Origin of the sequence: uncultured Winogradskyella sp. (assembly GCF_947495255.1) — a bacterium.
Classification (GTDB): domain Bacteria; phylum Bacteroidota; class Bacteroidia; order Flavobacteriales; family Flavobacteriaceae; genus Winogradskyella.
On record NZ_CANLYI010000008.1, the window covers coordinates 103,527 to 128,409 of the forward strand.

Here is a 24,883-nt window from a genome sequence, read left to right on the forward strand (position 1 = left end):
TTAAATCATTTCAAAAACACTTAAAATCCCTCTTAAACCAAGAAAAATAGTAACCACTAAAATAATTAAACCTAAGAAATTCTGAAGTTTAGAGTTCTTATAAGTCCCTAGCACTGAAGACTTATTCATTATCCACAATAAAAAACCTGCAATAACAGGTAATAGCAAGCCATTGGCTACTTGTGCAAATTTTATAATTTCAATAGATTTAAATCCAATAGAAGAAAATACAACACCTAAAAGCACAATAACCATCCAAACGGCTTTAAACTTTTTAGACTTTAAATCCGACTCCCAACCCAAACAACCACTTGTCACAAAAGCTGCTGCTAGAGGCGCTGTAATTGCACTTGTAACTCCTGCCGCAAACAAACCAATAGCTAAAAAGTACTTAGCAAAACTCCCAAATAAAGGCTCTAAACCTAAAGCTAAATCCGAAGCACTAGTTATGGATTGTTTTTGAATAGCTGAAGCCGCAATAATTATACACATAGATACCATTCCACCTAAAACAACAGCAATCATCGTGTCTTTTTTAGCAGATTTTAAATCACTATTATCCTTCCATTTGGTTTTTGCCAAAGAGGCATGCAAAAAGATGTTATAAGGAACAACCGTAGTTCCTATTAAGGCTATAACACTAAGAATACTGCCTTCGGGAGCTTTGGGTATAAAAATATTTTTAAAAACCTCAACCAGATTTGGCTTTGTTAGGATTGCAGTAGTAATAAATGCCAAACTCATTAGTATTACTAAGAACACAAAGACTTTTTCGAGTACATTATAATTACCTATGTACAACAATACAAAAGCAATGATACCAATTAGTAAACTCATTACGTTGAGTTTTATACTGCCAATTTCCCAAAACACATTGCCTACAATGGCTTCCATTCCTAATGCGCCTCCACTTATGTTTCCTGCTTCGTAAGCTGCATTTCCTATTACAATAGCACTTAATATGAGGATAACTGCTAATATTTTCACAACAGGATGCTTTATTTCTTCTCTAATAATTTCAGACAATCCTTTTTGAGATACAATTCCCAAACGTGCTGCCATTTCTTGTAGAACAACCGTTGCAAAAATCGATAAAGCCATTGCCCACAATAGAGCAAAGCCAAAATTAACACCAGCTAAAGTACAAACAGTAACTGTACCTGGACCAATAAAAGCGGCTGCAATTAATGGACCTGGACCAATATTTTTAAAGAATTTTAAAATCATTTACCCATAGAATTCAATGCATAAATAGCAAAACTACCTAACCAGTGACCACCTTCATAGCTATCACCAACGATACTTGGCAACGAATGATTGATATGTTTATTCGCCAAATTCTTTAAATGTTTAAATTCTGGTAAATCTTGAGCTATATAGTTTAAACTCCAAGCTCTAGAAAAGTTTACGCCATCTAAATGCACTAATTTACCATCGGTTCTATCTGAAACTTCTCCAACAGACCAATCGAAATCTTCTTCACTTAGTTCTGGCAGAAAATCATTAATCCAAGACCGAAATTCTTCATGTTCTAAAACACGCTTCATTAAAGCTGCCTCTTCTAAACAAGGCGATAAAAAATCAAAGCCACTTGGCTCCCATTCTATCGGACAATCTTGATCATCAATATAAAAGTCTGTGGCACGATTTTCAATTAACTCTGCCAATACTTCATTATCTAAAGTTGCCGCATAATCGTAAGCAAAACTCATCCCAAAAGCTGTATTTGGATGCTCACCAACACGAATTGGGTAATTTAACTTTGGAAGAAACTCAATATATTTACTAACAACCAAATTGGTTAGCGGCAGAAGATTCAATTCTAATTCTTTAGCAATTGGGTTATCCCAAGTATGTAATTCTTCAGCAAGTTTTAGCAGCCAAGCCCAACCATAGGTCCTTTCGAAAGATTTATTGTATGCACCTTCAAAATACAACAACTCTTGTTCTATGTTTTCTTTTGAGATATTTTGAAGTAGTTTTTGTTCTATTTCTTCTCTATTTTCTAATTCAGGAAATTGTTTTAAAAGCGACACCAAACTCCAATGACCATGTACTGCAGAATGCCAATCGAAACAGCCATAAAACGCAGGATGCAATTCTTTTGGGGATTTTAAATCCGCTGCACTACCAATGGTTTGATTTAGCTTGTTTGGATATTCTGTATCCATGCAATGCAAAGGCAATTGCGCTAAACGATTGGCTTGTTTTAAATTTAGAGTTGGCTTTTCTACAATTTCAACCTTAGTATTCTCATTGGCTGTGTTCTTATTCTTTTCTGAAGTATTACAACTTAAAAAGACAGCAGATAAAACAACAACAAAATAGTATTTAGTCATAAAAGTATGTTTACATGTCTAGTAAAAATACAATATAATTATACTTCAATGTAACTTTTAGGCACTTCGCTATAAAATTCTAACTAATTTATAGATGCGACCATTAACTCATTCAGAAAGATAAATTACAATCTAAAACTTATAACGCAACCCAAATAACACTCTTAATTGCGTGTTTTCAAAAGACTGATTATTATTATTGATGGGCTTTTCGAAATAATTATAACTTGGTTCAAAAAATAGAATTGTCTTTTTTGCTAAACTGTATGAGATATTAGAATTCATTGTTGCCCCAAAAATTGTTGTGTTAGCTCCCAAACTCTCTCCTATTTCCTCATTATCTAGAAAGGCTCGGTTGTTTGTTAAAAAGTTCACATTCCCACCTAAACCTAGTGATAAATCGAATTTTTGAGCTCGCAGTAAATTATAAGAAAATTCTAATGGTACTTGCACATAATCAAACTGCTGCTGTAAAGAACCCTCATTAGTAAGGCCTACAAAAGAAGAAACATCATTAATAGATTCCTCAGATACTAAAAACGTTATGTTTGGGTTGCTTACTATATTTTGAGAATCACCAACAGAAAGCGATGTGTCTGCGCCTGTATATTTGATATTACTTACCTCTTGACCTAATACATTCTTACCAATCCCAGATTTTACTACAAGTCTATCTGATAAAGCATACCCAACTTTTAGAGCATATACAAAGTCATTTTGAGACGCTGTGTTTACTGTTGTATTTTGAATAGATGAATCAGAAGAAGTATTGGCCAAGCCACATAAAACCTCTAACGACCATTTTAAACCTGCACCTTTAGAAATAAGCGTACTATCACTAACGTTTTCGGCTTCAGCAACAAGCGCTTCTGACAAATCTAACATACCACCACCAATAGGCTTAGCAATAGAATCATTACTTGCTATTATTTTTTCTTTTTTAAAATCATTTAGCGTTTTATTCTTTCGTTTTAAATCGAGAGCATCCTTATTATTAACTTTATCACCTTCTTCTATTATAACATTCTCTTTAATTGTATTTTGAGAATATTTGTTATTATACTTAACGTTATCATTTTTATCGTCACTATATTTCTTATAATGAACATTTTTAGATTTCTCTTCATTATAACTCTCCTCTTTTCGCTCTAATTTTCTAGTAGTATTTGCCAGTTGATTTTGACTTGACAAAATATTTGATTTTTTATTTCTCTCCTTTAATTGGTCCTGAACCGATAAATTATTTAATGATTCTTTTGCAACACCTGAGCCTTCTGTTGACGAATCTTCAATCGTGTTTTTATCATCTACACCTTCAACTATTATTGTAGCTTCCTTATTTGATTCAATTAACACATCATTCTCTACAGGTTGCTCTATATCTGAAATCTCGTTTATAGGATTACCATTAGTTTCTATCGAATTTGTAAACATATATCCCAAAAACAGGACTAATACTGCAGCAGCAGATCCCCAGAAAAATAATATACTTCTTCTCTTCTTTTCAGGATGAAGTCTTGCTTCTATATTATCCCATAATTCCTCAGGAGGCGCTTTAGAGAACCCTTCTAATTCACTATATAAATCTTCAATATCATCTTTCTTCATGACACTTTTTCGTTTAATTCTTCATTAATTTTTATCCTCAACAAACTTTTGGCTCTACTTAATAGGGATTTTGATGTTCCTGCTGCCATTTTTAACTTATCGGCTATTGCTTTATGGCTATAACCCTCAAAAACATAAAGGTTAAATATCATTCTGTAGTTATCTGGCAATTGCTGTATATGCTTTAATAGCTTATCGTGTGAAACCATAATACTAGGCTCATTTGTTTCGTCCTCAATAGAATTATTTAAGTTAGAGTTTTCAATTTCCACATGTAATCGACGTTGTTTTTTTCGCAAAACTTCTAAGGCTTCATTTACGAAAATGCGCTTTGCCCAACCTTCAAAACTTCCTTCAAACTTATATTGATTAATTTTTTGAAATAGAATAATAAAAGCGTCTTGAAAGACATCATCCGCCTCAGTCTTGTTCCTCATATATTTTAAACAAATACCATACAAGACTGGAGAAAGCAGCGTGTATAACTCACGCTGCCCATTCCTGTCATTCTCAACACATTTTTGTATGAGTATTTGTAGTTTTTTATCCAAATTGATACTGATCTATATGCTGATGATATTAGCTGAATTATAATTTACATAATTAAAAACCATTGCTAATATTCACACTCATAAAGAATACGGTTTTAAGTTTTGTAATTGTATGTCTTTAAAATTGAATCGTACTAATAAGTTCTAACCCAAAATTATCCGCATAATTATATTGATGAATAACATTTTCTCCCACAGTAATTAAATGAGATGATAAAGGGATAACATCTTTAGAAGTCGTTTCATAAGTGTTTTCTAAAACTATTTCGGTTGGATTTTGAGCATCAAACACATTTAGACCTTCATCATTACATACATATAATATTTCGTCTTTAACCCCTAAACCATACGGACTAGACAAAAAGTATGTAGAATATTCCACAGGCGCAGTAATATCTGAGATGTCAATTATATTAACTTGATCTTCAATTGCACCACAAGCATTTCCTCCCCTAACGGTTATGTATGCTGTATAATCTTCCGCAACTACAGGGTCACAACCCATAGCATGAGTAAAAGAGGATAAATAAGTTGGATTGAATTCATCTATTAAACTAACAATATGCATACCATCAGTAGCTCCAATAAATAAATTTTCTTTTAAAATAAAGGTAGTTTCTAACACACCACCAAACCAACCTCCTAGCCAAGTCTCAGATACCAAAGAAATAGAATTATAATCTGTGATATCAAATGTGTTTAATTTATAATCATCTAGTGTATATAAGGCATCATTAAAAATCTGAAACTTAGCATAAGAACCACCTGTTCCAATATTTATTCCTGCATTAAGTGCTAAAACATCACTTTCAAAAATTGAAAAAGTACTCCAATACATTTCTTGGTCCATCTCCACCTCAGCTCTTTCCATATAAACTGTTGTATATTCTGCAATAAACTCATCCTCGTTTGAAGGATATGTATTAAACTGATAATACATAGAATCTTCAGGAAATATTGGATTATACAATAACATATCCTCTTCTACATTAACAAGCTGTATATCTGCAATAGTACTTATATCAAATACTACCATGTCCATAAAATTGTCAGCATATAGAATATCATTTTTCACCGAAATGTCATGCACACCTTCTAATTGAATAAATGTTAAATTTTGAGGATTTTCTGGGTTTTGATTATCAAAAATATGTATCCCTGAGTTTTGTGCTATATAAAATAGCAAATCGTCATAGACATATATTTTTCCATCGGAATTGGTTTGCTGAGCAGACTTAATTTGAATTGAATTTCTAATTTCAGATTTAGACTTTATTAAAGGAACTGTAACTGCAACAGGATCTAAAAGCTCATTACTATCGTCATCAGTATCACAACTAGTGAATTGTAAACATACCATTACAACTAGTACTAAAGGTAAAATTTTGTTTTTCATGATTATTGTTTATTAATAAGATGAAAAAAAATCAAAAGGTTGCAGTGTTTTGTAAAAAAATTATCCCAACCAACCTTCTCTGTCTAAACTTCTGTATTGAATGGCTTCACTAATATGAGCACCCAAAACATCTTTAGACCCTTCTAAATCTGCTATTGTTCTTGAAACTTTAAGAATTCTATCATATGCTCTAGCAGATAAATTTAAACGCTCCATTGCCGATTTTAGAAGCTGCATCGACGCCTCTTCTAATTTACAATACTTTCGTATTTGTTTGGTATTCATTTGCGCATTGTAATGAATATTCTCTAAATCTTTAAAACGCTCAGTTTGGTTTTCTCTAGCTTTAGTAACTCGTTTTCTTATATCTACTGAGGATTCACCACTACGTTCATCTGCCAATTTTTCAAATGGCACAGGTGTCACTTCAATATGAATATCTATTCGGTCTAATAATGGTCCGGAAATTTTCCCCATATAACGTTGCATTTCTGCTGGCGACGATGTAATTGGCGAATCTGGATCATTGAAATAACCACTTGGACTCGGGTTCATACTTGCCACCAACATAAATGATGATGGATAAGTAACCGTAAATTTTGCTCTAGAAATAGTTACCTCTCTATCTTCCAACGGCTGACGCATCACTTCTAAGACTTCTCTTTTAAACTCTGGCAATTCGTCTAAAAATAAAACACCATTATGTGATAAAGATATTTCACCTGGTTGTGGGTAACTTCCACCACCTACAAGTGCAACATTTGATATGGTATGATGTGGACTTCTAAATGGTCGTTGTGCCATGAGTCCTGCGTGTGCTTTTACACGACCAACTACAGAATGAATCTTAGTGGTTTCTAACGCCTCATGTAAGGTCATTGGAGGCAAAATACTTGGCAGTCGTTTTGCTAGCATCGTTTTACCAGAACCTGGTGGACCAATAAGAATAATATTATGTCCTCCTGCCGCTGCAATTTCCATACAACGCTTTATAGACTCTTGTCCTTTAACATCTGCAAAATCGAATTCTGGAAAGTCGAGATTTTTATAAAATTCTTCTCGTGTATTTATAATAGTTTGCTCTAAAGGTTCACCTTTATCAAAATGATTAATAACTTGCATTATGTTCTCTACGCCAAAAACTTTTAAATCATCTACAATTGCAGCTTCTTTTGCGTTCTGAATAGGCAGTATAAACCCTTTAAAACCTTCTTCTCTTGCCTTTACAGCTATTGGTAAAGCGCCTTTAAATGGCTGTAAGCTTCCATCTAAAGATAATTCTCCCATAATGAGATAATCCTCTAAGTTTTCAGCCTTAATCTGATTAGACGCAGCTAAGATACCAATAGCTAAAGTTAGATCGTATGCAGAACCTTCTTTACGCAAATCAGCAGGTGCCATATTTATGGTAATCTTTTTACCTGGAATTCTGTAACCGTTATTTTGAAGTGCTGCTGCTATTCTGTAATTACTTTCTTTGATAGCATTATCTGGAAGTCCGACTAAATGATAACCAACACCTTTATCTACATTAACCTCAACTGTAATTGTTGAAGCCTCAACACCAAAAACGGCACTGGCGAAAACTTTTTTTAGCATGAATTGTTATTTCCTTAAAAATAGAAATAATTCGTTTATAAAAAAATTGAAATACAGAAATTACCTGATAACCAGTTAAATCACAACAGTAATTACCGTATTAACGATCGTTTTAATAATCTTGTTCTTTAAATGCCCTAAACGTAATTTTGAAATACCAGCTTGATAAAGCGCATTTAAGATTAATAAATCTTTTTGACTTCCTAACAACCATTTATAATCCTCAACAGTTAATTCTCCTGCTTGTAATAACTTTGTCCAACGCTCTAGTTTAACTTTAGACAACGTTAAAAACGCTTCGACATCTGCTTTTGTTTCTTTTTTATAATCACCGTAACTTTCGCCTAAAACTAACAGTAATTCTTCTTTTAACAGTTTTAATAATTCTTCTATATCCATAATTAATCAATGCTTAAAAAGTTAAGAATATTGGTTTCGTTGGTCTTGTTTTTATTGGCTTCATATTTAATAATAAGATCAAAGGATTCTGAAACCTGAATTTTAGCTTCATCTATAAATACCTGAGATAATTGGTTCTTTTCTTTCCAACGCTTTAGAAATCCTGCCAATAAATTACGTTCTTTATTAGCTATAGTTTTCCACATAGCGTAACTGACTTCATTGTCTGGTTTGTTCTTTTCGTACTCTACCATTTTTTGAAGATCTAACTGAAGTGTTTCTACATCTGACTCACGTTCAGCGTAAAGAGCTACAGCTTCATCCATTAAATTAAGACTTTCCACTTTAATAGAAATGGCTTGCTGATAAGAATACTGATCAAAGACAGCTGTTTTTAAGCTATTGCAAGACACTAATACCATTGCTATGAAAGCAACTCCTAAAATAGACTTTACAGAAAAGGGTTTCAATACAATTTTGCTTTGAAATGATTTGAGGTGTTTCATGTTAATTGATTTATATGATTTTAAAGTTATGAAAAGATTTAAAACTAATGAAACTCACTAACAAATTCCAAAGCCCGTTTCTCGTTGTAATACAAATTCTCTTTTCCAATAAATCCAACATGCCCTCCATATTTTGGCATTTCTAAAAACAAGTTCGGATTATGTTTAGCTTCTTTTACAGGATAACATTCTGCCGATAAAAATGAATCATTAAGGGCATTAATTATTAGTGACGGTACCTTAACATTTGGAAGAAACCGTAAGCAACTGGCTTTCTCATAATAATCATAAGCATCCTTAAAACCATGCGCTTTTGATGTATACACATGGTCAAAATCAATTAAAGTCTTAATTGACTTTAAATCTCTAACTGATATATTATTAGGGAATTGTTCAATTTTAGGTTTCAATTTATCTTTTAAATGTTCTAAAAACCGAATAGCATAATGTTTATTCTTTAAACTTAGTAATTCGTCACAAGAGCCTTTTAAATCACAAGGTGTAGAAATGGCTATTACTGCTTTCAACTCACTTGGCAAATCATTTCCTTCCCCAACATATTTTAAAGCCATGTTAGCTCCTAGGCTAATCCCTTTTATGTAGATTTCGTCATAAACACCTTTGGACAAAACATGCTTTACAACAGCATCTAAATCTTCTGTTGCGCCAGAATGGTAACTCCTAAATAATAAATTAGGGTCTCCACTACAACCTCTAAAATTTACACCAACAGCATCGATGCCATTATCATTAAACAATTTTGCTGTTCCTTTAATGTATGGTCGTTGCGCACTGCCTTCTAGCCCATGCAATAGAATAATTACTTTGTTAGATTTTTGTTCCGCATAACTCCAGTCTAAATCTATAAAATCAGTATCGGGTAACGTTATCCGTTCTCTAGTTTGCTCAATACCTTCAACTTTTCTTGCTAAACCCGAGAATACGGTTGACACAAAACTTGTCTTGGCCCAAAAGGGCGGTTTGTAGGTTGATTCTATTACTGGCATTGATATTATTTTTGTTTTATTACAACCTTTCGACTACGCTCAAGGTGACAATTTTATACTATTTTAAAACTGTAAACTCAATTGCAGAATCATTATAAACCTTATGTGTTTGTTTCTGAAAATCTGACTCCTTTGCTTCAAAAATATTATTGACATACGTTTGTGGATTTGCATCTATATAAGGAAAAAATGTGCTTTGTACTTGTACCTGAATTTTATGTCCCTTTTTAAATGTATGAAACACGTCTTGCAACTTCAAATTCACTGCCGTTTTTTCATTAGACACAAATGGCTCTGGCTTAGACATACTATTTCTAAAACGCCCTCTTAAGACTTCACTCCTAACCATCATGTGATAATTACTAAGTTTTAAATGATCTTGAACGTCCTCTGTGTTTTCTGTATCTGCAGGAAACACATCAATAACCTTTACTATCCAATCTGCAGCTGTTCCGGTTGTAGAAACATTTAATTTTGCTAAAATATCGCCTGCTAATGTTATGTCATTCTCTAAAATTTCAGTTTCAAAAGTTAACACATCTGGCCGTCTTGATGCATAACGCTGATCATCTGTCATGAATTTTCTTGGTGTAAATCCAACTTTAATATCTTCTGTATATGGCACTGGCTTTTTAGGGTCACTTAAAAAATCTGAAGTCGCCAGTATACGATTAGCTTGTTTTGTTAAACGCTCAGACGGCTGCATAAAGTAACTTTCTTTAGCTGTGTTTTCTGGTGGCCAAGACGCAAAAGACTCCCATTGTTTTGTTCCTGTATTAAACATACTAGCTTCTGGCAAACCTGTTTCTCCGTTAGCTTCGTCTTTTAGAAAATGATTAAAGAATTTAGTTTCAACATTTTTCTGAAACCCATCAGATATTTCATCACCAAAGTATATATTTCCAACAACTTGCCGCTCAGAAGTTCTTGCCCAATCACCATGACTCCAAGGTCCAAAGACAACCGTATTGTAGTTGTCACTATTCTTTTCTATACTTTTATAGGTATTAAATGGTCCGTATAAATCTTCAGCATCAAATAAACCACCTACAATCATAGTGGCTGGCTTTATATCTTTTAAATGTTGAATTATTCCACGAGCTTTCCAAAAATCATCATAAGTAACGTGCGTTTTAATTTGCTCCATAAAAACATTGTCTTCACCATAAAAAGAATTAAGCTTACCTAGTGGCATATGGTCTAAGAAAAATTGATGCTGATCCTCTGTTCCTATATCCGGAAATGTGTACCAAGATTCTTTTACAGGTTGATCTTTCATATAACCAAAAACAGAAGTCGCTCTCCAATAACTCAATAAAAAGGCACCATTATGAATAAAATCGTCAAAAAAGAAATCACCAATACAAGCCTGAGGCGAAACTGCTTTTAATGCTGGATGCGAATCTAAAAGTGAATAGGTCGCATAAAACCCTGGGTAAGAAATTCCATATGTACCAGCCTTTCCATTATTATTTTCAACATTATTAACCAACCACTCAATAGTATCATAAGTATCACTAGCTTCATCAAATTGTGTTCCTGTTTTGTTAGGAATATAAGCTCGCATATTATCGTAAACCCCTTCACTATTCCAACGTCCACGCACATCTTGATACACCATAATGTTACCTTCTTGCATTAAGTACTTATTTGGTCCTAAACGTGTTCTAAATTCTTCTCCATAAGGTCGGCAGCTGTATGGTGTTCTTTGCATTAATATCGGATAGATCTTAGACGTATCTTTTGGCGAATAAATAGTAGTGTGTAATTTTACACCGTCGCGCATTTCTATCATTACTTCTTTTTTAGTGTAATGATCAATTGGGTTGTATATTTTCTCAACAACAGCATTGACTTCTTCATCATCACCATCTAAATTTTCTAATGTTTCATACCCTTTATCTATGGTATGTAAAATAGGCTTACAACCTATAAAAGTTATAAATAAAAGTAGAATAAAAGCTGTTTTTCTTATTAGCATAGTGGTTGAGTTTTATAGCGCTTAACGTTTAATTTTTAATGAATTTAAAAGTTTGAATTTTATTTTTTGTTGATATTTCAGCAAAATATAATCCGACATTAAATTCTGAAATATCTATTTCTAAAGCATTCTCTTCGGTTTGAATTGTTTTTAATTGTCTTCCTTTACTATCATAAATACTAATTTTAGTTTCAGTATTTAAACCTTCAATATTTACAAAAGATGAAACAGGATTTGGGTAAAGTGAAATTTTACTTGCCTCAACATCTTCAACTGATAATGCTGTTCCGGTAAAAACCAATTGTTTTAGAATTGTACCATCACCTCCCATTGCTGTAAGTGAAAAATCATCTTTAATTCGTCCTACATGTTGCAATTCAATCTCTATAACATCACCAATATATGGAGCTAAATCAATATTAATAGTTGTAAACGGATCTTGATATCTTGTGGCTGGATTGTAACTTGGACCAAACTGTGTTCCGTTAATTAAAATTCTAAACCAAGAATTAGCTGCCGTAGAATAATAATGATGTAATTGTCTATAAGTTAAGTCTAATGACCCTTCTGAAATGGATGTACCGTCAATTCTAAATTTCAATCCAGTAATAAAGTCCTTATTATCATTCCAGGCTTGAGACTCAGTTGTTGTATCTCCTCCAACCCACTCTTCATTAGAGTTTCGTTGATGAAGTGTAAAATATTCGTTTATTGAATAATTTACAATTTCTACGTTAGAAGAATTTGAATTTAAAACCGAGAAATAACCATTAGAAAGTGAGGCTTCATTAAATTCAGAATTAAAGCCAACTTCTAAAAATTCGGGATCCGTTGAAGCGTAAGTTTTCTTCCAAGGCGAATTAACGGAAGCACAATTATTTCGAACAAAAAACTTATAAGATGTTGCAGCTGGCAACGCATTAAAAGTATAATTATTAGACACAATAGATGTATAATCCTCACCAGGATTTTCATTGAATAGTGTTGCTAAGACCTCATAAGTGTTTTCTGTAGTCGCATCCCAATTCAACAAAATACTATCTACATTAGTTTGCGTTGTTATATTACTAATAGTATCGCAATCATTTTCAATAAGCAGAATGTTATCTAGATAAGTCTTTCTTGTATCCGTTTTACTTACGTGCTCTAACTTAATTGTAACTATGTGACCAACATATTCTGATAAATCTATACTCACTGTTTCAAATTCATTACCAGAACTTGTTCCGTTATAAATGAAATCTTCAGCAACACCAGAATAAACAGCATCATCGCCAAAATCTTTGATTTTCACTCTTAAAGATGTTCCAAAAGTCTGATTAATATCAAACCTTAACACCGGATTTATAGCGTTTTGAGTTAAATCTACATCTACAGAAAATGACCTTACATAACTTTGGTTATTTTGAAACGGATCACCAGAATCATTCCAACTCAAATTTGCAGGATATTCATAACCATATAGTTCTAAACCAAAAGCACCACCATTAGCAGCTTCATTCGAAATTTCAGTACCATATTGAGAAATGGAATAATCTCGATTAAAAACACCTTCGAAATCAATAATCGAAGGTACAGTAATCGTATTTGGTCTCGTTTTAAAAGGATAACTTCTATAATCTGCATTATTCCCCAAATTATCACAATCAGATTTTACAGCCACATAATAATCTTCTGCCGCTTCTAAACCTGAAACCGAAAATTGCTCTGTAGTCGAAACATCATAGGTTGTTGGTATTTCTTCTCCAGATTTATAGGTTGTATAGCGATAATGATTTGCAGCCGTTGCCTCTAAAACAGTAAAATCTGCACTAGTATTTGTAATATTATCTATATCAGAAACGGTTATCCACATGCAACGTTCTAAATTGCCATCGAACTGAGTTTTAGCAAAAGAATTTTCATAAAGTATAGCCGTAGATTGTGTATTATCCTCTTCATTGATACTTGTTAAACTCACCATGCTTCGTGTTGGTGGATTATTAAAATTCTCCGCACCTTTAAATCCCGCTAACGCGCTTGTTGATGCATACGGATTAACATCCTCAACATCTACAACAAGGTTATCGACACCATTATAGTTAAAGGATTCATCGAAAACAAAAAACCACTCATCTCCATTGGCATAATAGGTAGAAACAGCAATAGTTGTTAATTCTGTATCTGAAATAAAAGCATCTCCAGATTGAAATTCCGTTTTTGTCGTATGACCAATTTTGAAAATGAAATTAGTATTTGGAGAAGGCGATGTTGTACTATTGGAAAATGCTGTAAAAAAACGAATTCCGGTTATTTCGCCACTAAACTTTAGTTGTTCTGGATAGTAGATGGTTTGCGTCCTAGAAAAATTAGATTGTGGCGAATATGGTTGATTTGTAAAATCACTTCCTCCTCCTACAATAACCGTAGAAATTGGCTCTAATTGTGCATTACAAAAATAGAACGCGCTTAATAAAATGATTGATAGTAATTTGATACGCATGATTGATGAATTTGATGCAATTTAGTAATTAAAATTACGCTTAAATGTTAAAGTTAATTAGGCTTCAACTGACGTAAATTCAAACTTTCCACCATCAAAAAGCCCTTTATCACTTAATTTTAAAGCAGGAATCACTAATAAGGCCATAAAAGACAAACTCATATATGGTGCATGAAGTTTGCTTCCTAATTGCTTCGCCATTTTGTCTAATTCTGAATACTGTTTTCCTATAACAACAGCGCTTTTATCACTCATAATACCAGCCATAGGAAGCGCTACTACTTTTTCTTCTGAATCTGAAACCGCGCAAATACCACCTTCATTTTCTATTAATAAGTTCACAGCTTTACAAATGGCTTCATCTGAAACACCAACAGCAATAATATTATGAGAATCGTGACCAACAGAACTCGCAATTGCTCCTTCTTTTAGTCCATAGTTTTTAATAAATGCAATAGCTGGTGTATTATTTTGATAACGATTAACAACCACCATTTTTAATACATCTGTTTCTATATTAGACACTAGATTTCCATCCTCAATCGTTGACTCTTCAATAATTTCATTAGTTACTAATTCACCATCCAAACATTCGATTACTCTAATATGTTTTGAATTGGATTCTAATCTAAAATCCGAAACTTGTTTTTTATCTGTGTTGAAATTGTTTAAATTTTCAAATTCAACATGCTTAATTTTTGACACGCCATTATCGAAAACCAATTCTCCATTAATATACGTTTGAAGCGTTTTAAAATCTTTTAAATCCTCTACAACAATACAATCGGCATCATCACCAACATTCAATAAGCCTACCTCTAAATTGTAGTGCTTTACAGGATTTACACAAGCGGCTTGTAATACTTTAAAGACATCATTACCTTTAGCAACAGCTCTTGCACAAACTTCGTTTATATGTCCTAACAACAAATCATCAGGATGTTTGTCATCACTACAAAACATCATGTTTTCGTAATGTTCGTCTAATAAATCGATGAGTACATTAAAGTTTTTAGCAGCACTACCCTCACGGATAATCACCTTCATGCCTTTTTGAAGCTTCTCTAAACCTTCATCGTAAGTAAAACACTCATGGTCTGTAGAAATACCTACAGAAATATATTTAGTTAAATCCTCGCCTCGTAATCCTGGCGCATGGCCATCAACCGGTTTATTGTAATGTTTTGCCCATTCAATTTTCTTAAGCACTTCGGCATCATCATAAATGACTCCAGGATAATTCATCATTTCAGCCAAATACTTAATATCAGGATTCGCCATTAAGGTTTTAATATCATTAGAATCAATCACTGCGCCTGCAGATTCAAAACTCGTGGCTGGCACACAAGAAGGTGCTCCGAAATTAAATTTAAAAGGGGTTTTCTTTCCGTTTTCAATCATAAACTCCACGCCTTTTACACCAAGTACATTGGCAATTTCATGAGGGTCAGAAACGGTAGAAACAGTTCCGTGATTTACTGCAATCTTTGCAAATTCACTTGGTACTAACATTGAGCTTTCGATATGAATATGTGCATCTACAAAACCTGGTAAAATGAAATGATTTTCTTCACAATCCTTTTCTATGATAGATTCTATTTTACCATTTTTAATAGTCACTTCCCCTTTGTAGATGCTTCGATTCTGAATATCTACGATGTTTCCTTTTAATTTCAAACTGCTAAAATTTATTATGTTATATTACTATCAAATAAAAACACTTAGTTAACTCATTACAAAATAAATAAATAAATATTACTAAACACTAACTTTAAGTATACTCTTTGTGACTTTAGTTACTTTAAAACGGTCATCTGCTCGCTTTCCTATCAACCAAATCACTTGATTATCTGAAGTTAAAACCCAAGTATTTTCCTTCTCTACTAATGAGGCTTTTTCATCTTTTAGGTATTTACTCACTTTCTTTTTCCCTGTCATTCCTATAGGCTGAAAGGTGTCACCTTCTTTCCATAATCTGAATTCCAGTGGAAATTTCAATACGTCTTTATCAACGAAAATTGTGTTTTTTGAAACATCAAAAAGACCTTCAACATTAGTAAAAGAAAGCTTACCTATTGGTGTTTTTATGTCTTTAATATCTCCATTGATGAATAGAGATTCTTCGCTTCGCTCTGAATCATTCAAATCCGTTAAAATTATATACTCGCGATGCTTTATTAAACGATGCGAATTCGATTTTATCAACTTACCAGATTGCGCATCCAATAAATCAACAACATCATTCCATTCTGTAAATCCGTAATTCTTAAAAATCTCGAATAAATAAGCTTTAGGATTAGATGATTTTTTGAATTCTGAAACCTTATAAGATGTTCCATAATTATCCTGAGACACAATAGCACGTTCTTTAAAATCCTTTAAACAATCTTCTACAATTAAAGCGGTATCGTTAAGATTTCGGATAGTATTCTGAAAACTATCTAGCAATTGTGGGTTAATCTCTTTTAAAATAGGCACAACCTCATGCCTTAACTTATTTCTTAGATATTTGCGAGATGCATTACTCGCATCCTCTCGCCAAGCAATTTTATTTGCCTTTACATAAGCTTCAATTTGTAATCTAGAAAACGGTAATAATGGTCTTACGATATTATCATTAATCATCGGAATTCCGGTTAAACCATTCAATCCCGTTCCTCTTGTAAAATTGATAAGAAAGGTTTCAAGATTATCATCTGCGTGATGCGCTGTTAAAATATAATCGAATTTTAATTGCGCTGCCAATTCTTTAAACCAATCGTAACGCAGTTCGCGCGCAGCCATTTGTATTGAACGCTTATACTCTGTAGCATAACATTTTGTGTCAAAATTCTGAATAAATACTTCAACGTCTAATACTTCTGCCAATCCTTCTACAAATGCTTCGTCCTTGTCACTTTCCTCTGCTCTTAAATTGAAATTACAATGCGCTAGCGAAAAATTCAGATTCATTTTTTTACATAAATAAGCCAATACTACACTATCTATTCCTCCAGAAACAGCAATGAGTAACTTCCCTTCTTTTAAAATAGAAAGATTTTTATCGATATGATTATTGAAGTCTTTTTGCACATCTCAAAGGTATAGAATTTATTTATTCCTTTAGAAGCACAAATACTCAAAGTTTTTCGATTTCTAGACGATATGCTCTCATGTTAAAATGACTTTTATCATATTGATGTGTTTTCTTTTTAATTAACTTTAAAAGAATTTAAAATTATTAGGTCATGAGCGTAACAGAAAAATTAACCTCAGAAATAGCACGTAAAACCTTTGAAAAAAAGGTACTCTCTGCAATACCACATTTACATCCTTACGTAAAACATAGAATTTATATAGCTGAAACTACTGGTATTTTACCAAAAAATATGTTTTCTTCTAACGGCATTATTGACGAAAGCATTATTCTACTTTATGATAATGATTTTGACATTCATGCAGAACCATTAGCTGTAAAACTCGAACTGTTTAAAATAGTAGATAACTACATGAATCTGCTGTTTAAAAACGAAGCCTACCATAAAGAAACGATTAGCACAGATGCTCTACTTAAAAAAGAATTATCTAAGCTTAGTGAAGACTATACTATTGATGGCGACTTTGATTTTATCTTAAACACGGAGCTTAACGACATCTCTTATCACCAAAATAATAATGAAACTTTACAATTATACTCAGATAAAGAAACATCGATTTTGACTGCTTTTGAAGTTGAGGATTTATCTACAAAACAATCACCAAAAGTATTCGATAAGCTTTACAACTGGTTACCATTTAATGTATCTAACATTATGGATTTATACATTTTTGGGAAATTAGATTTTGAATCTATAGCTAAGATTAAAAAGATAGAACAGAAACGCGTTGAAGCTATTTTTGACAAGGTTAAGCGCACTTTTAGAAGACATATTGCGTAGTAGTTTTATCGCAAAGGGAAAAACTAAATAATGAAATGTATATATTTTTCCCTTTTAGGTAAATTAGATTAACTTTTCAACCCTCTAAGGCTTCTCGCATTGCTTTTGCTTTAATCAAGCATTCCTCATATTCTTTGAGAGGGTCACTTTTTGCCGTGATGGCTCCTCCTACCGAATAAGAAATGTACTTTTTTGATTCGTTATAAAGAATGCTTCTTATAATCACATTGAAATCAAAATCACCATTTGGAGCAAAATAACCAACGGAACCAGAATATAAACCTCGTTTTGTTTCTTCTAGGTTTTCAATAATCTTCATGGCTGAAATTTTTGGAACACCTGTCATGCTTCCCATCGGAAACGTTGATTTTATAATATCTACAGCATTGGTTTCTGGTGCAACTATAGACTGAACCGTTGAAATCATCTGGTGGACTTGTAAAAACGAATACACTTTACAAAGTTCCTTCACTTCTACGCTTCCTTTAATGGCTGTATGCGATAAATCATTTCTTACCAAATCTACAATCATTACGTTTTCACTGCGCTCTTTTGGGTCTTTTAATAAATCTTCAATGAGTTTTAAATCTTCAGTTTTATTCTTTGAACGTTTTGCTGTTCCTTTTATAGGCTGAGAAATCACAGTGGTTCCGTTCTTTTTAATGTAACGTTCTGGCGAAGCAGACATCATATACTTATCTTCAAACTTTAAGAAACTAGCAAAAGGTGGTTTCGAAATTTCATTCAATTTCTTAAATGTTTCAATCGGATTTATTTCGCTGTCTTCAGCATAAAATTCTTGACAAAAATTAGCTTCGTAAATATCACCTCTGTGTATGTGATTTAACATCTTCGTGACTTTCTCGAAATATTCGTCTTTATGTATTCTTAGTTTTATTTTGATAGGATTCTGAAGCTTCTCGACTTCGCTCAAAGAGACACAAGAATGAATAGACAATAAATCATCTTCTATCTCATCATCTACCATTTTTAAATACTGAATTTCAACTTGATTATCTTTAAACAAAAAGAGCTTTTTAGGTTGAAAGAAATATAAATCAGAAAAATCTAAACCATCAAAATTTTCAGATTTTAAGCGTTCTGTGGTATTTTTTAAATCGTAGGTTAAATATCCAAAAATCCAATCTTTTATCGATGTTTGGTATTCTTTTAGCCTTTCAAACGCATCAAAAAAATCAGTTCGTATGGTTGTGAAAGCATCCACAGCCAAAACGGCATCATAATTACTGTATTCGTCTTTATGATTATTAGAATCTAACCATACAACATCATCAAATTGCTGAGACCAAAGCAATAGATTTTGCTTAAAGTTCTCAATATTTTTAGGCTGATAATTTTGTGTTGTTCTCAATAGAAAAATAATTGCTGCAATTTACTGAAATAATATGGTTTCTATTATTGAGAATTTACATGTTAAAGATTTTAAAAGATAGAATCTATTTAAAGAATTACACCCCCTAAAGTCCCCTCAAGGGGACAATTAATAAAAAAATCTTTTAGATTTTTTTATTCGCAACAGTGAGACTGTCCCCTTGAGGGGACTTTAAGGGTGTTTTAAAAGTTAAATTCTAGTTCATTTTAAATACTTACCCAACATATGTAATATAATAACCTTGCAGGATAAATAATTAGTATCGTATATTTCAGAAAAATAATACAGCATGCCTACTATAAAAAACGACTTTTTACAGATTAACATAAAACCTAAAGGTGCAGAATTGTGCAATATTCTTTCGGTAAAAAACAAAACAGAATTTATGTGGCAAGCAGACCCAACTATCTGGGGAAGTCATGCACCAAACTTATTTCCTATTATTGGTTGTATGAAAGAGGACAGCTACATCTACAATAATAAGACATACAATATGCCAAAACATGGTTTTGTGAGGCATAATGATAATTTTGTTGTAAAGAACCAATCGGATTCTAGTATTACGTTGAGTTTAACGTCTAATGATACCCTTTATGAGTATTATCCTTTCTTGTTTGAATTCGAAATTACCTATACACTTTCAAAAAACACATTAACGATTCATCATACCGTTAAAAATATAGATATTAAGACGCTCTTCTTTTCTTTAGGCGGTCATCCTGCTTTTAACTGTCCACTTTCAAAAGATGAAGATTACACAGATTATTATTTAGAATTTGAAAAAGACGAAAATAGCCAGACCTACTTATTAAATATGGACAATGGCTTATTAACTAATGAAACAAAACCTGTTTTTTCTGATGGAAACCGTATTAATCTTAGACCTGATTTATTCAATGAAGATGCTTTAATTTTTAAAGATTTAAAATCTAGAATTGTGAGCCTAAAACACAAGACCAATGGCAAAGTCTTAACATTAGACTTTAAAGACTTTAAAGAACTCGGAATTTGGGCAAAACCAAATGCACCTTACGTTTGTATTGAACCTTGGTTAGGTATTGCTGATAACGAAACTACAGACCAGAACATAGAAAATAAAGAAGCCATTTTAAGTTTAAAATCGGGTTCTGAATTTAATGCGAGTTACAGTATAGAAATAGAACAAAGCCATTTAGTATAAGTTGTATAATAAAATGGTAGCTTTGCAAAAAACTTTGCAACGTGACTTTTCAAGAATTAAATTTAAACACACCTTTATATAACGCCTTAGACGATTTAGGTTTTACAACACCTACGCCTATCCAAGAACAATCATTTAATGTGGTTGCTTCTGGCAAAGATGTTGTTGGTATTGCTCAAACAGGTACAGGTAAGACACTTGCCTACATGTTACCTATTTTAAGAAACCTTAAATATTCTACACAAGATAATCCTAGAGTTTTGGTGTTAGTACCAACACGAGAATTAGTTGTACAGGTTGTCAGTGAAATTGAAAAATTCTCTAAGTACATTAATAACCGTGTTTTGGGTGTTTATGGTGGTACCAATATTAACACTCAGAAACAAGCCGTTGCACAAGGTCAAGATATTATTGTAGCGACACCTGGTCGTTTATACGATTTGGCCGTGAGTAGAGTTTTACAGTTAAAATCTATTCAGAAATTAGTAATTGATGAAGTCGATGTAATGCTAGATCTAGGTTTTAGACATCAATTGATGAATATTTTTGATATTCTACCTCCACGTCGTCAAAACATTATGTTTTCTGCTACAATGACTAAAGATGTAGATGAATTAATTACAGATTTCTTTACCAATCCTACAAAAATATCAATAGCAGTTTCTGGTACACCTTTAGAGAATATTAAGCAAGAGCGTTACGATGTTCCAAACTTTTACACCAAAGTAAACTTGTTAGAACATTTACTTCATGATAAAGAAGATTTTTCTAAAGTTTTAATTTTTGTGGCTTATAAGAAAATGGCTGACCGGTTATTTAACCAGTTAGAAGAGTTATTTCCTGGTGATTCTTGCGTTATACACTCTAATAAAACTCAGAATTACAGGTTACGCAGTATTGAACAGTTTAGAGAAGGCGAAAACCGTTTGCTAGTCGCAACAGACGTTATGGCTAGAGGTTTAGATATTGAAGGCGTATCTCATGTTATTAACTTTGATACACCAGATTATCCAGAAAATTACATGCACAGAATCGGTAGAACTGGTCGTGCTGAACAAGAAGGTCATTCTATTTTATTATCTACAGATAAGGAAAAAGAAGGTTTAGAGCGCATTGAAGAATTAATGCAAATGAAAATTGAAACCTTATCTATACCAGATACTGTTGAAATTTCAACTGAACTTATTGAAGAAGAACGTCCACAAATTAGAGAACGAAACAACCCTACAAAGCGAAGTGATGCTGATGCTCCAGGACCAGCTTTTCATGAAAAATCGGAAAAGAATTCGAAAGAAAACTTAGGTGGTTCTTACAAATTTAAGATAGCCGAAAAATACAAGAAGCCAAAAACTAGAGGCGACAAGAATTATAATCGTAGAAATAAAAAGTAAACTAAGTTTATACACGTAAGCTGTATAATTCAATTTTAAGCAATCCTGACTTTTGTAAATAAAATCACAATAAAATCTCTTTTTATCGTTTTTTGATGGACTTTAAGGTCAATCTCATGCTTATCCAGAAAAAAGCATGACTTTTATATTTTCCTATTAATGTTTATAGCACATGATATTAATCATAGTTGTTTTTAACATCTCTCATTAACTTATAGTAAGTTAACGGATTCTGAAGTTTCAACTATTGTAAATAAAAAAACCCTAATCAAATTAATGAAAAGGGTTTCTAATACCTCAAGTACTTGCAGGATCACATCCTATGTAAACATAAAATCTATAACCCTAACCTTATAGTTAATCCTGCAGTTGTACTTGATTTTCGATTAAATCTTTTATAGGAACAATAAGCTTCCCTTTTGTGTTTTTTAATATTACTGATATGCTTTGTACTGCTTCTACAGTATATACTTCATCATTAAAAACTATTTTTTGTCCAATTTCGTATGTTTTACGTGCATAAAATGTATTTAATAGTTTCCCAACAACCTCTCTTGCTCCTAAACCAAATGCTATAGCAAATGCTAAAAGAAAAGCAGCAATAATCATATTTACATTATTGGTAATGATTTCCGTATCAATACCTGCCTGATTTAAAGCTGTTATGGAGATAAAGGTAAGCAATAAAAAGAATACGACTTGGCTAATCATTTTACCACCAGACAAATCCATAGATTCAAAAAGTGATTTTAATCCTTTCTTTACAAAGTTGGCAAACAATAGACCAATCATAAAAATGACTAAAGCTGTAAATAATTTTGGCAAATAATCTAGTAATTCACCTATTTTTAAAGATATAGATTTTAGGTTTAATATATCTAACACCATTAAAGATAGCATAATGTACATGATCCATTTTACGAATCCAGATACTACCTTTTCAGTATTAAAACCAAGCTCTTTTCCTTCTATAATTTCAATTTCATTAATTTTTTCATCAAGCTTAGAGACATGAGCAAGCTTTAAAAGTTTTTTGATGACTTTTACTACAATTTTGGTTGCAAAAAAGCCAAAAATAAAAATAAACAAAGCACCAATGATATTAGGAAATATCGCAGAAATCTCTAACCACATGGTTGTGAGAGATTGCATCGCTATGTCTTTAAATTCTGTTACTTTTTCCATACTAATAATTTTATGTTAGGGTTTATTAAGTATATTAATTTTCTCTCTTACTTGTTACGCTGTCAATAATATGACCAATATTATACGAAAATAACTCAGCAATTTCCATAAAGAGCTTAGCCATCGCAATATCATGCATAACTCTACCCTTCAGTTCCGCTGGAACTTCCTTCAAAGGCTGGTCTATTTGCTTAAATGGATTTTCCATCTTTCGTATAATTTGTGTACTTCTGTACAAGTTTTTCTTTTGCTCTTTTTAATCGCATTTTAACTGCGCTTTCTCCAATATCTAAAGCTTCAGCTAATTCTTTAATTGATAAATTATCTTGATATTTTAATAATAATATCATCTTTTCATCCGGAGAAATCAACTCCATAACCTTCTTCAATTGCTCTACTCTCATGTCTTGAAACTCAATAGTAGAATCAATATCTTCACCTATATTTTCAATATCAACATGTTCTGAACTTACAGACTTTTTTTCAAACTTCTTAGCTGTATTTCTAGTGACATAATTTACACAATGATTATAAGTAAATGCATATAACCACGTAGAAAATTTTGACTTTCCTTTAAAACTAGCTAATTTAACAAAAACTCTTAAAAAAACATCTTGAGTTAAATCCTTAGCTTCATCCACACCATTGGCAAATCCATAACATTTGTTATAGACCATACTCGCATATCTGTCGTACAAGACCTCGAACAACATAGTGTCGTTAGTTTTTACGATAGCTTCTACAAGCGCTTCATCGGTTAGACTATGAATAGCTTCTTTTGTCAAGGGATTTATTAATCTGTATAATTAGTTAGTTATTAGTCTTAAGACACTGAAGTATTTGATAGGTCACATTATTTTTAAATATTTTCCTACTTTTTTACTTCCTCTTCAATATCTCCTAAGTGATGCTGCAATGCTTTCGCTGATATTTGAATTTCCCATATTAAAAATAACAAAGAAACAATTAATAAGATTAATCCAAATCCAAAGGCCCAAACAGCTACAATATTCAATTTTATATAAATTAAAAACATCGTTAACACACAAAAAAGCAAACTACTGATGCCAGCAATTTGCATATATCTGGTTAACCTTACTCTTAATTTTAGGTTATTAATTTGTCTTAGTAACGAAGTATTTTGATGCTCTCTATACTTTTCACTAAGATTTCTAATTATTGCTGCATAAGCTAAAAACCGATTAGTATACGCTAGCATTATTAACGATATAGCAGAGAATAAAAGTGCTGGTGTTGTTAGCGTTAAATCTTCCATATAAACGTTTTAACAAAATTACTGAATAAAATTTCTAAACATAAAAAAAGCGAACTTTTTTAAGTTCGCTTTTTACATTTTTTATTTTTTTGATATTATTCTTTGTTCTCAGTACTTAAAGTCCATCGCAATATTAATATCCCAATCCTAGCAATTGCAAACGAAAACAACCCAAATGTCGCAGTTAATAAGGATACTTTTAGTCCTCCTGCAAAAACTGCTGGATCAACATTACCTATTGCTTCTATGGAGTCAAAAGCTGTGATTAAACCTATAACCGATGCTAAAAACCCTAAAACCAAGCCTAATAAACTAGAATCTACAGTTAATTTTAGCATTTTTTCAGTCTGTGATTTGTCTTTTTTTAAACTAATAAACCCTTTTACTATAAAAAACAAGGACAATAAAAGGCAAATTAAAATAAGCGTCATAAAGAAAGAGCCTCCTTCACTAAATCTATCTGCTATCTGATTTGTTGAAGTAAATAAAAAGTTTGACATTATTAATTGGTGCATAATTGATGATATTAAGTTAAACATAGGCCAAACTTAAAATTTAAAACCTGTCTAAATATTTAATTGCGACGAACAACGGTTTTAACATGCGATTAAACAACATGTTGAATCCATTACAAAACCCGTCATTCGTCTATAAACTCTTTAATCACTATAAA

General features: G+C 32.3%; 22 protein-coding genes. 3 read left to right on the plus strand and 19 right to left on the minus strand.

Annotation, left to right across the window (positions count from 1 at the left end; all coding sequences use genetic code 11):
- The 13 genes from Q0807_RS14140 to tilS all read right to left on the minus strand — a co-directional run bounded on the left by Q0807_RS14140 (position 1) and on the right by tilS (position 16,940).
- Positions 1-1,227: an Nramp family divalent metal transporter gene (locus Q0807_RS14140; RefSeq protein WP_299110843.1), complete on the minus strand. Its 1,227-nt coding sequence runs from the start codon at positions 1,225-1,227 to the stop codon at positions 1-3.
- On the minus strand, positions 1,224-2,339 hold the full coding sequence (locus tag Q0807_RS14145; RefSeq protein WP_299110845.1) for a DUF2891 domain-containing protein: 1,116 nt from the start codon (positions 2,337-2,339) through the stop codon (positions 1,224-1,226). Before Q0807_RS14145 ends, Q0807_RS14140 begins: the two co-directional genes overlap by 4 nt.
- Positions 2,340-2,471: 132 nt before the next feature.
- On the minus strand, positions 2,472-3,947 hold the full coding sequence (locus Q0807_RS14150) for an anti-sigma factor (protein WP_299110847.1): 1,476 nt from the start codon (positions 3,945-3,947) through the stop codon (positions 2,472-2,474).
- On the minus strand, positions 3,944-4,498 hold the full coding sequence (locus Q0807_RS14155) for a sigma-70 family RNA polymerase sigma factor (protein WP_299110849.1): 555 nt from the start codon (positions 4,496-4,498) through the stop codon (positions 3,944-3,946). Before Q0807_RS14155 ends, Q0807_RS14150 begins: the two co-directional genes overlap by 4 nt.
- A 118-nt stretch (positions 4,499-4,616) precedes the next feature.
- Positions 4,617-5,894 (minus strand): LVIVD repeat-containing protein, encoded by a 1,278-nt coding sequence (locus Q0807_RS14160; RefSeq protein WP_299110851.1) that lies wholly within the window; start codon positions 5,892-5,894, stop codon positions 4,617-4,619.
- Between the two features lie 60 nt (positions 5,895-5,954).
- Positions 5,955-7,493 carry a YifB family Mg chelatase-like AAA ATPase gene (locus tag Q0807_RS14165; RefSeq protein ID WP_299110852.1) on the minus strand — a complete coding sequence of 513 codons (1,539 nt, stop codon included), beginning with the start codon at positions 7,491-7,493 and terminating at the stop codon, positions 5,955-5,957.
- A 75-nt stretch (positions 7,494-7,568) separates the two neighbouring features.
- Positions 7,569-7,892: a hypothetical protein gene (locus Q0807_RS14170; protein ID WP_299110854.1), complete on the minus strand. Its 324-nt coding sequence runs from the start codon at positions 7,890-7,892 to the stop codon at positions 7,569-7,571.
- A 2-nt stretch (positions 7,893-7,894) separates the two neighbouring features.
- Complete coding sequence (locus Q0807_RS14175; protein WP_299110856.1) at positions 7,895-8,398, minus strand: hypothetical protein; 504 nt, start codon at positions 8,396-8,398, stop codon at positions 7,895-7,897.
- A 44-nt stretch (positions 8,399-8,442) separates the two neighbouring features.
- The gene (locus tag Q0807_RS14180) at positions 8,443-9,405 is read right to left on the minus strand and encodes a YheT family hydrolase (RefSeq protein ID WP_299110857.1); all 963 of its coding nucleotides are present in this window, start codon (positions 9,403-9,405) and stop codon (positions 8,443-8,445) included.
- A gap of 58 nt (positions 9,406-9,463) precedes the next feature.
- Positions 9,464-11,386 carry a CocE/NonD family hydrolase gene (locus tag Q0807_RS14185; protein ID WP_299110858.1) on the minus strand — a complete coding sequence of 641 codons (1,923 nt, stop codon included), beginning with the start codon at positions 11,384-11,386 and terminating at the stop codon, positions 9,464-9,466.
- A 28-nt stretch (positions 11,387-11,414) separates the two neighbouring features.
- Positions 11,415-13,868 carry a T9SS type A sorting domain-containing protein gene (locus Q0807_RS14190; RefSeq protein ID WP_299110859.1) on the minus strand — a complete coding sequence of 818 codons (2,454 nt, stop codon included), beginning with the start codon at positions 13,866-13,868 and terminating at the stop codon, positions 11,415-11,417.
- Between the two features lie 57 nt (positions 13,869-13,925).
- Positions 13,926-15,545, minus strand: a complete 1,620-nt coding sequence (ade, locus tag Q0807_RS14195; protein WP_299110861.1) for an adenine deaminase — start codon at positions 15,543-15,545, stop codon at positions 13,926-13,928.
- Between the two features lie 81 nt (positions 15,546-15,626).
- Positions 15,627-16,940, minus strand: a complete 1,314-nt coding sequence (tilS, locus tag Q0807_RS14200) for a tRNA lysidine(34) synthetase TilS (protein ID WP_299110863.1) — start codon at positions 16,938-16,940, stop codon at positions 15,627-15,629.
- Between the two features lie 155 nt (positions 16,941-17,095).
- Here tilS and Q0807_RS14205 point away from each other — a divergent pair, with 155 nt between their 5' ends.
- Positions 17,096-17,785 (plus strand): hypothetical protein, encoded by a 690-nt coding sequence (locus Q0807_RS14205; RefSeq protein ID WP_299110865.1) that lies wholly within the window; start codon positions 17,096-17,098, stop codon positions 17,783-17,785.
- 76 nt (positions 17,786-17,861) lie between these two features.
- Here the strand turns inward: Q0807_RS14205 and Q0807_RS14210 are convergent, their stop codons facing one another.
- The gene (locus Q0807_RS14210) at positions 17,862-19,157 is read right to left on the minus strand and encodes an anthranilate synthase component I family protein (protein ID WP_299110866.1); all 1,296 of its coding nucleotides are present in this window, start codon (positions 19,155-19,157) and stop codon (positions 17,862-17,864) included.
- Positions 19,158-19,467: 310 nt separating this feature from the next.
- On the opposite strand from Q0807_RS14210, the gene Q0807_RS14215 reads away from it, so the two are divergent.
- Positions 19,468-20,358, plus strand: coding sequence for an aldose 1-epimerase family protein (locus Q0807_RS14215; RefSeq protein WP_299110868.1), 891 nt, complete (start codon positions 19,468-19,470; stop codon positions 20,356-20,358).
- 41 nt (positions 20,359-20,399) lie between these two features.
- Entirely contained in the window at positions 20,400-21,749 is a 1,350-nt protein-coding gene (locus tag Q0807_RS14220; RefSeq protein ID WP_299110870.1) for a DEAD/DEAH box helicase, read from the plus strand.
- Between the two features lie 357 nt (positions 21,750-22,106).
- On the opposite strand, the gene Q0807_RS14225 is transcribed toward Q0807_RS14220, so the two are convergent.
- From Q0807_RS14225 to Q0807_RS14245, 5 genes are all read right to left on the minus strand, one after another.
- Positions 22,107-22,934 carry a hypothetical protein gene (locus Q0807_RS14225; RefSeq protein ID WP_299110871.1) on the minus strand — a complete coding sequence of 276 codons (828 nt, stop codon included), beginning with the start codon at positions 22,932-22,934 and terminating at the stop codon, positions 22,107-22,109.
- Positions 22,935-22,968: 34 nt separating this feature from the next.
- On the minus strand, positions 22,969-23,142 hold the full coding sequence (locus Q0807_RS14230) for a hypothetical protein (RefSeq protein WP_299110872.1): 174 nt from the start codon (positions 23,140-23,142) through the stop codon (positions 22,969-22,971).
- Positions 23,126-23,719: an RNA polymerase sigma factor gene (locus tag Q0807_RS14235; protein WP_299110873.1), complete on the minus strand. Its 594-nt coding sequence runs from the start codon at positions 23,717-23,719 to the stop codon at positions 23,126-23,128. Before Q0807_RS14235 ends, Q0807_RS14230 begins: the two co-directional genes overlap by 17 nt.
- Before the next feature lie 86 nt (positions 23,720-23,805).
- On the minus strand, positions 23,806-24,210 hold the full coding sequence (locus tag Q0807_RS14240; protein WP_299110874.1) for a DUF2721 domain-containing protein: 405 nt from the start codon (positions 24,208-24,210) through the stop codon (positions 23,806-23,808).
- A 95-nt stretch (positions 24,211-24,305) separates the two neighbouring features.
- Complete coding sequence (locus tag Q0807_RS14245; protein ID WP_299110875.1) at positions 24,306-24,710, minus strand: MotA/TolQ/ExbB proton channel family protein; 405 nt, start codon at positions 24,708-24,710, stop codon at positions 24,306-24,308.
- Between the last annotated feature and the right edge of the window lie 173 nt (positions 24,711-24,883).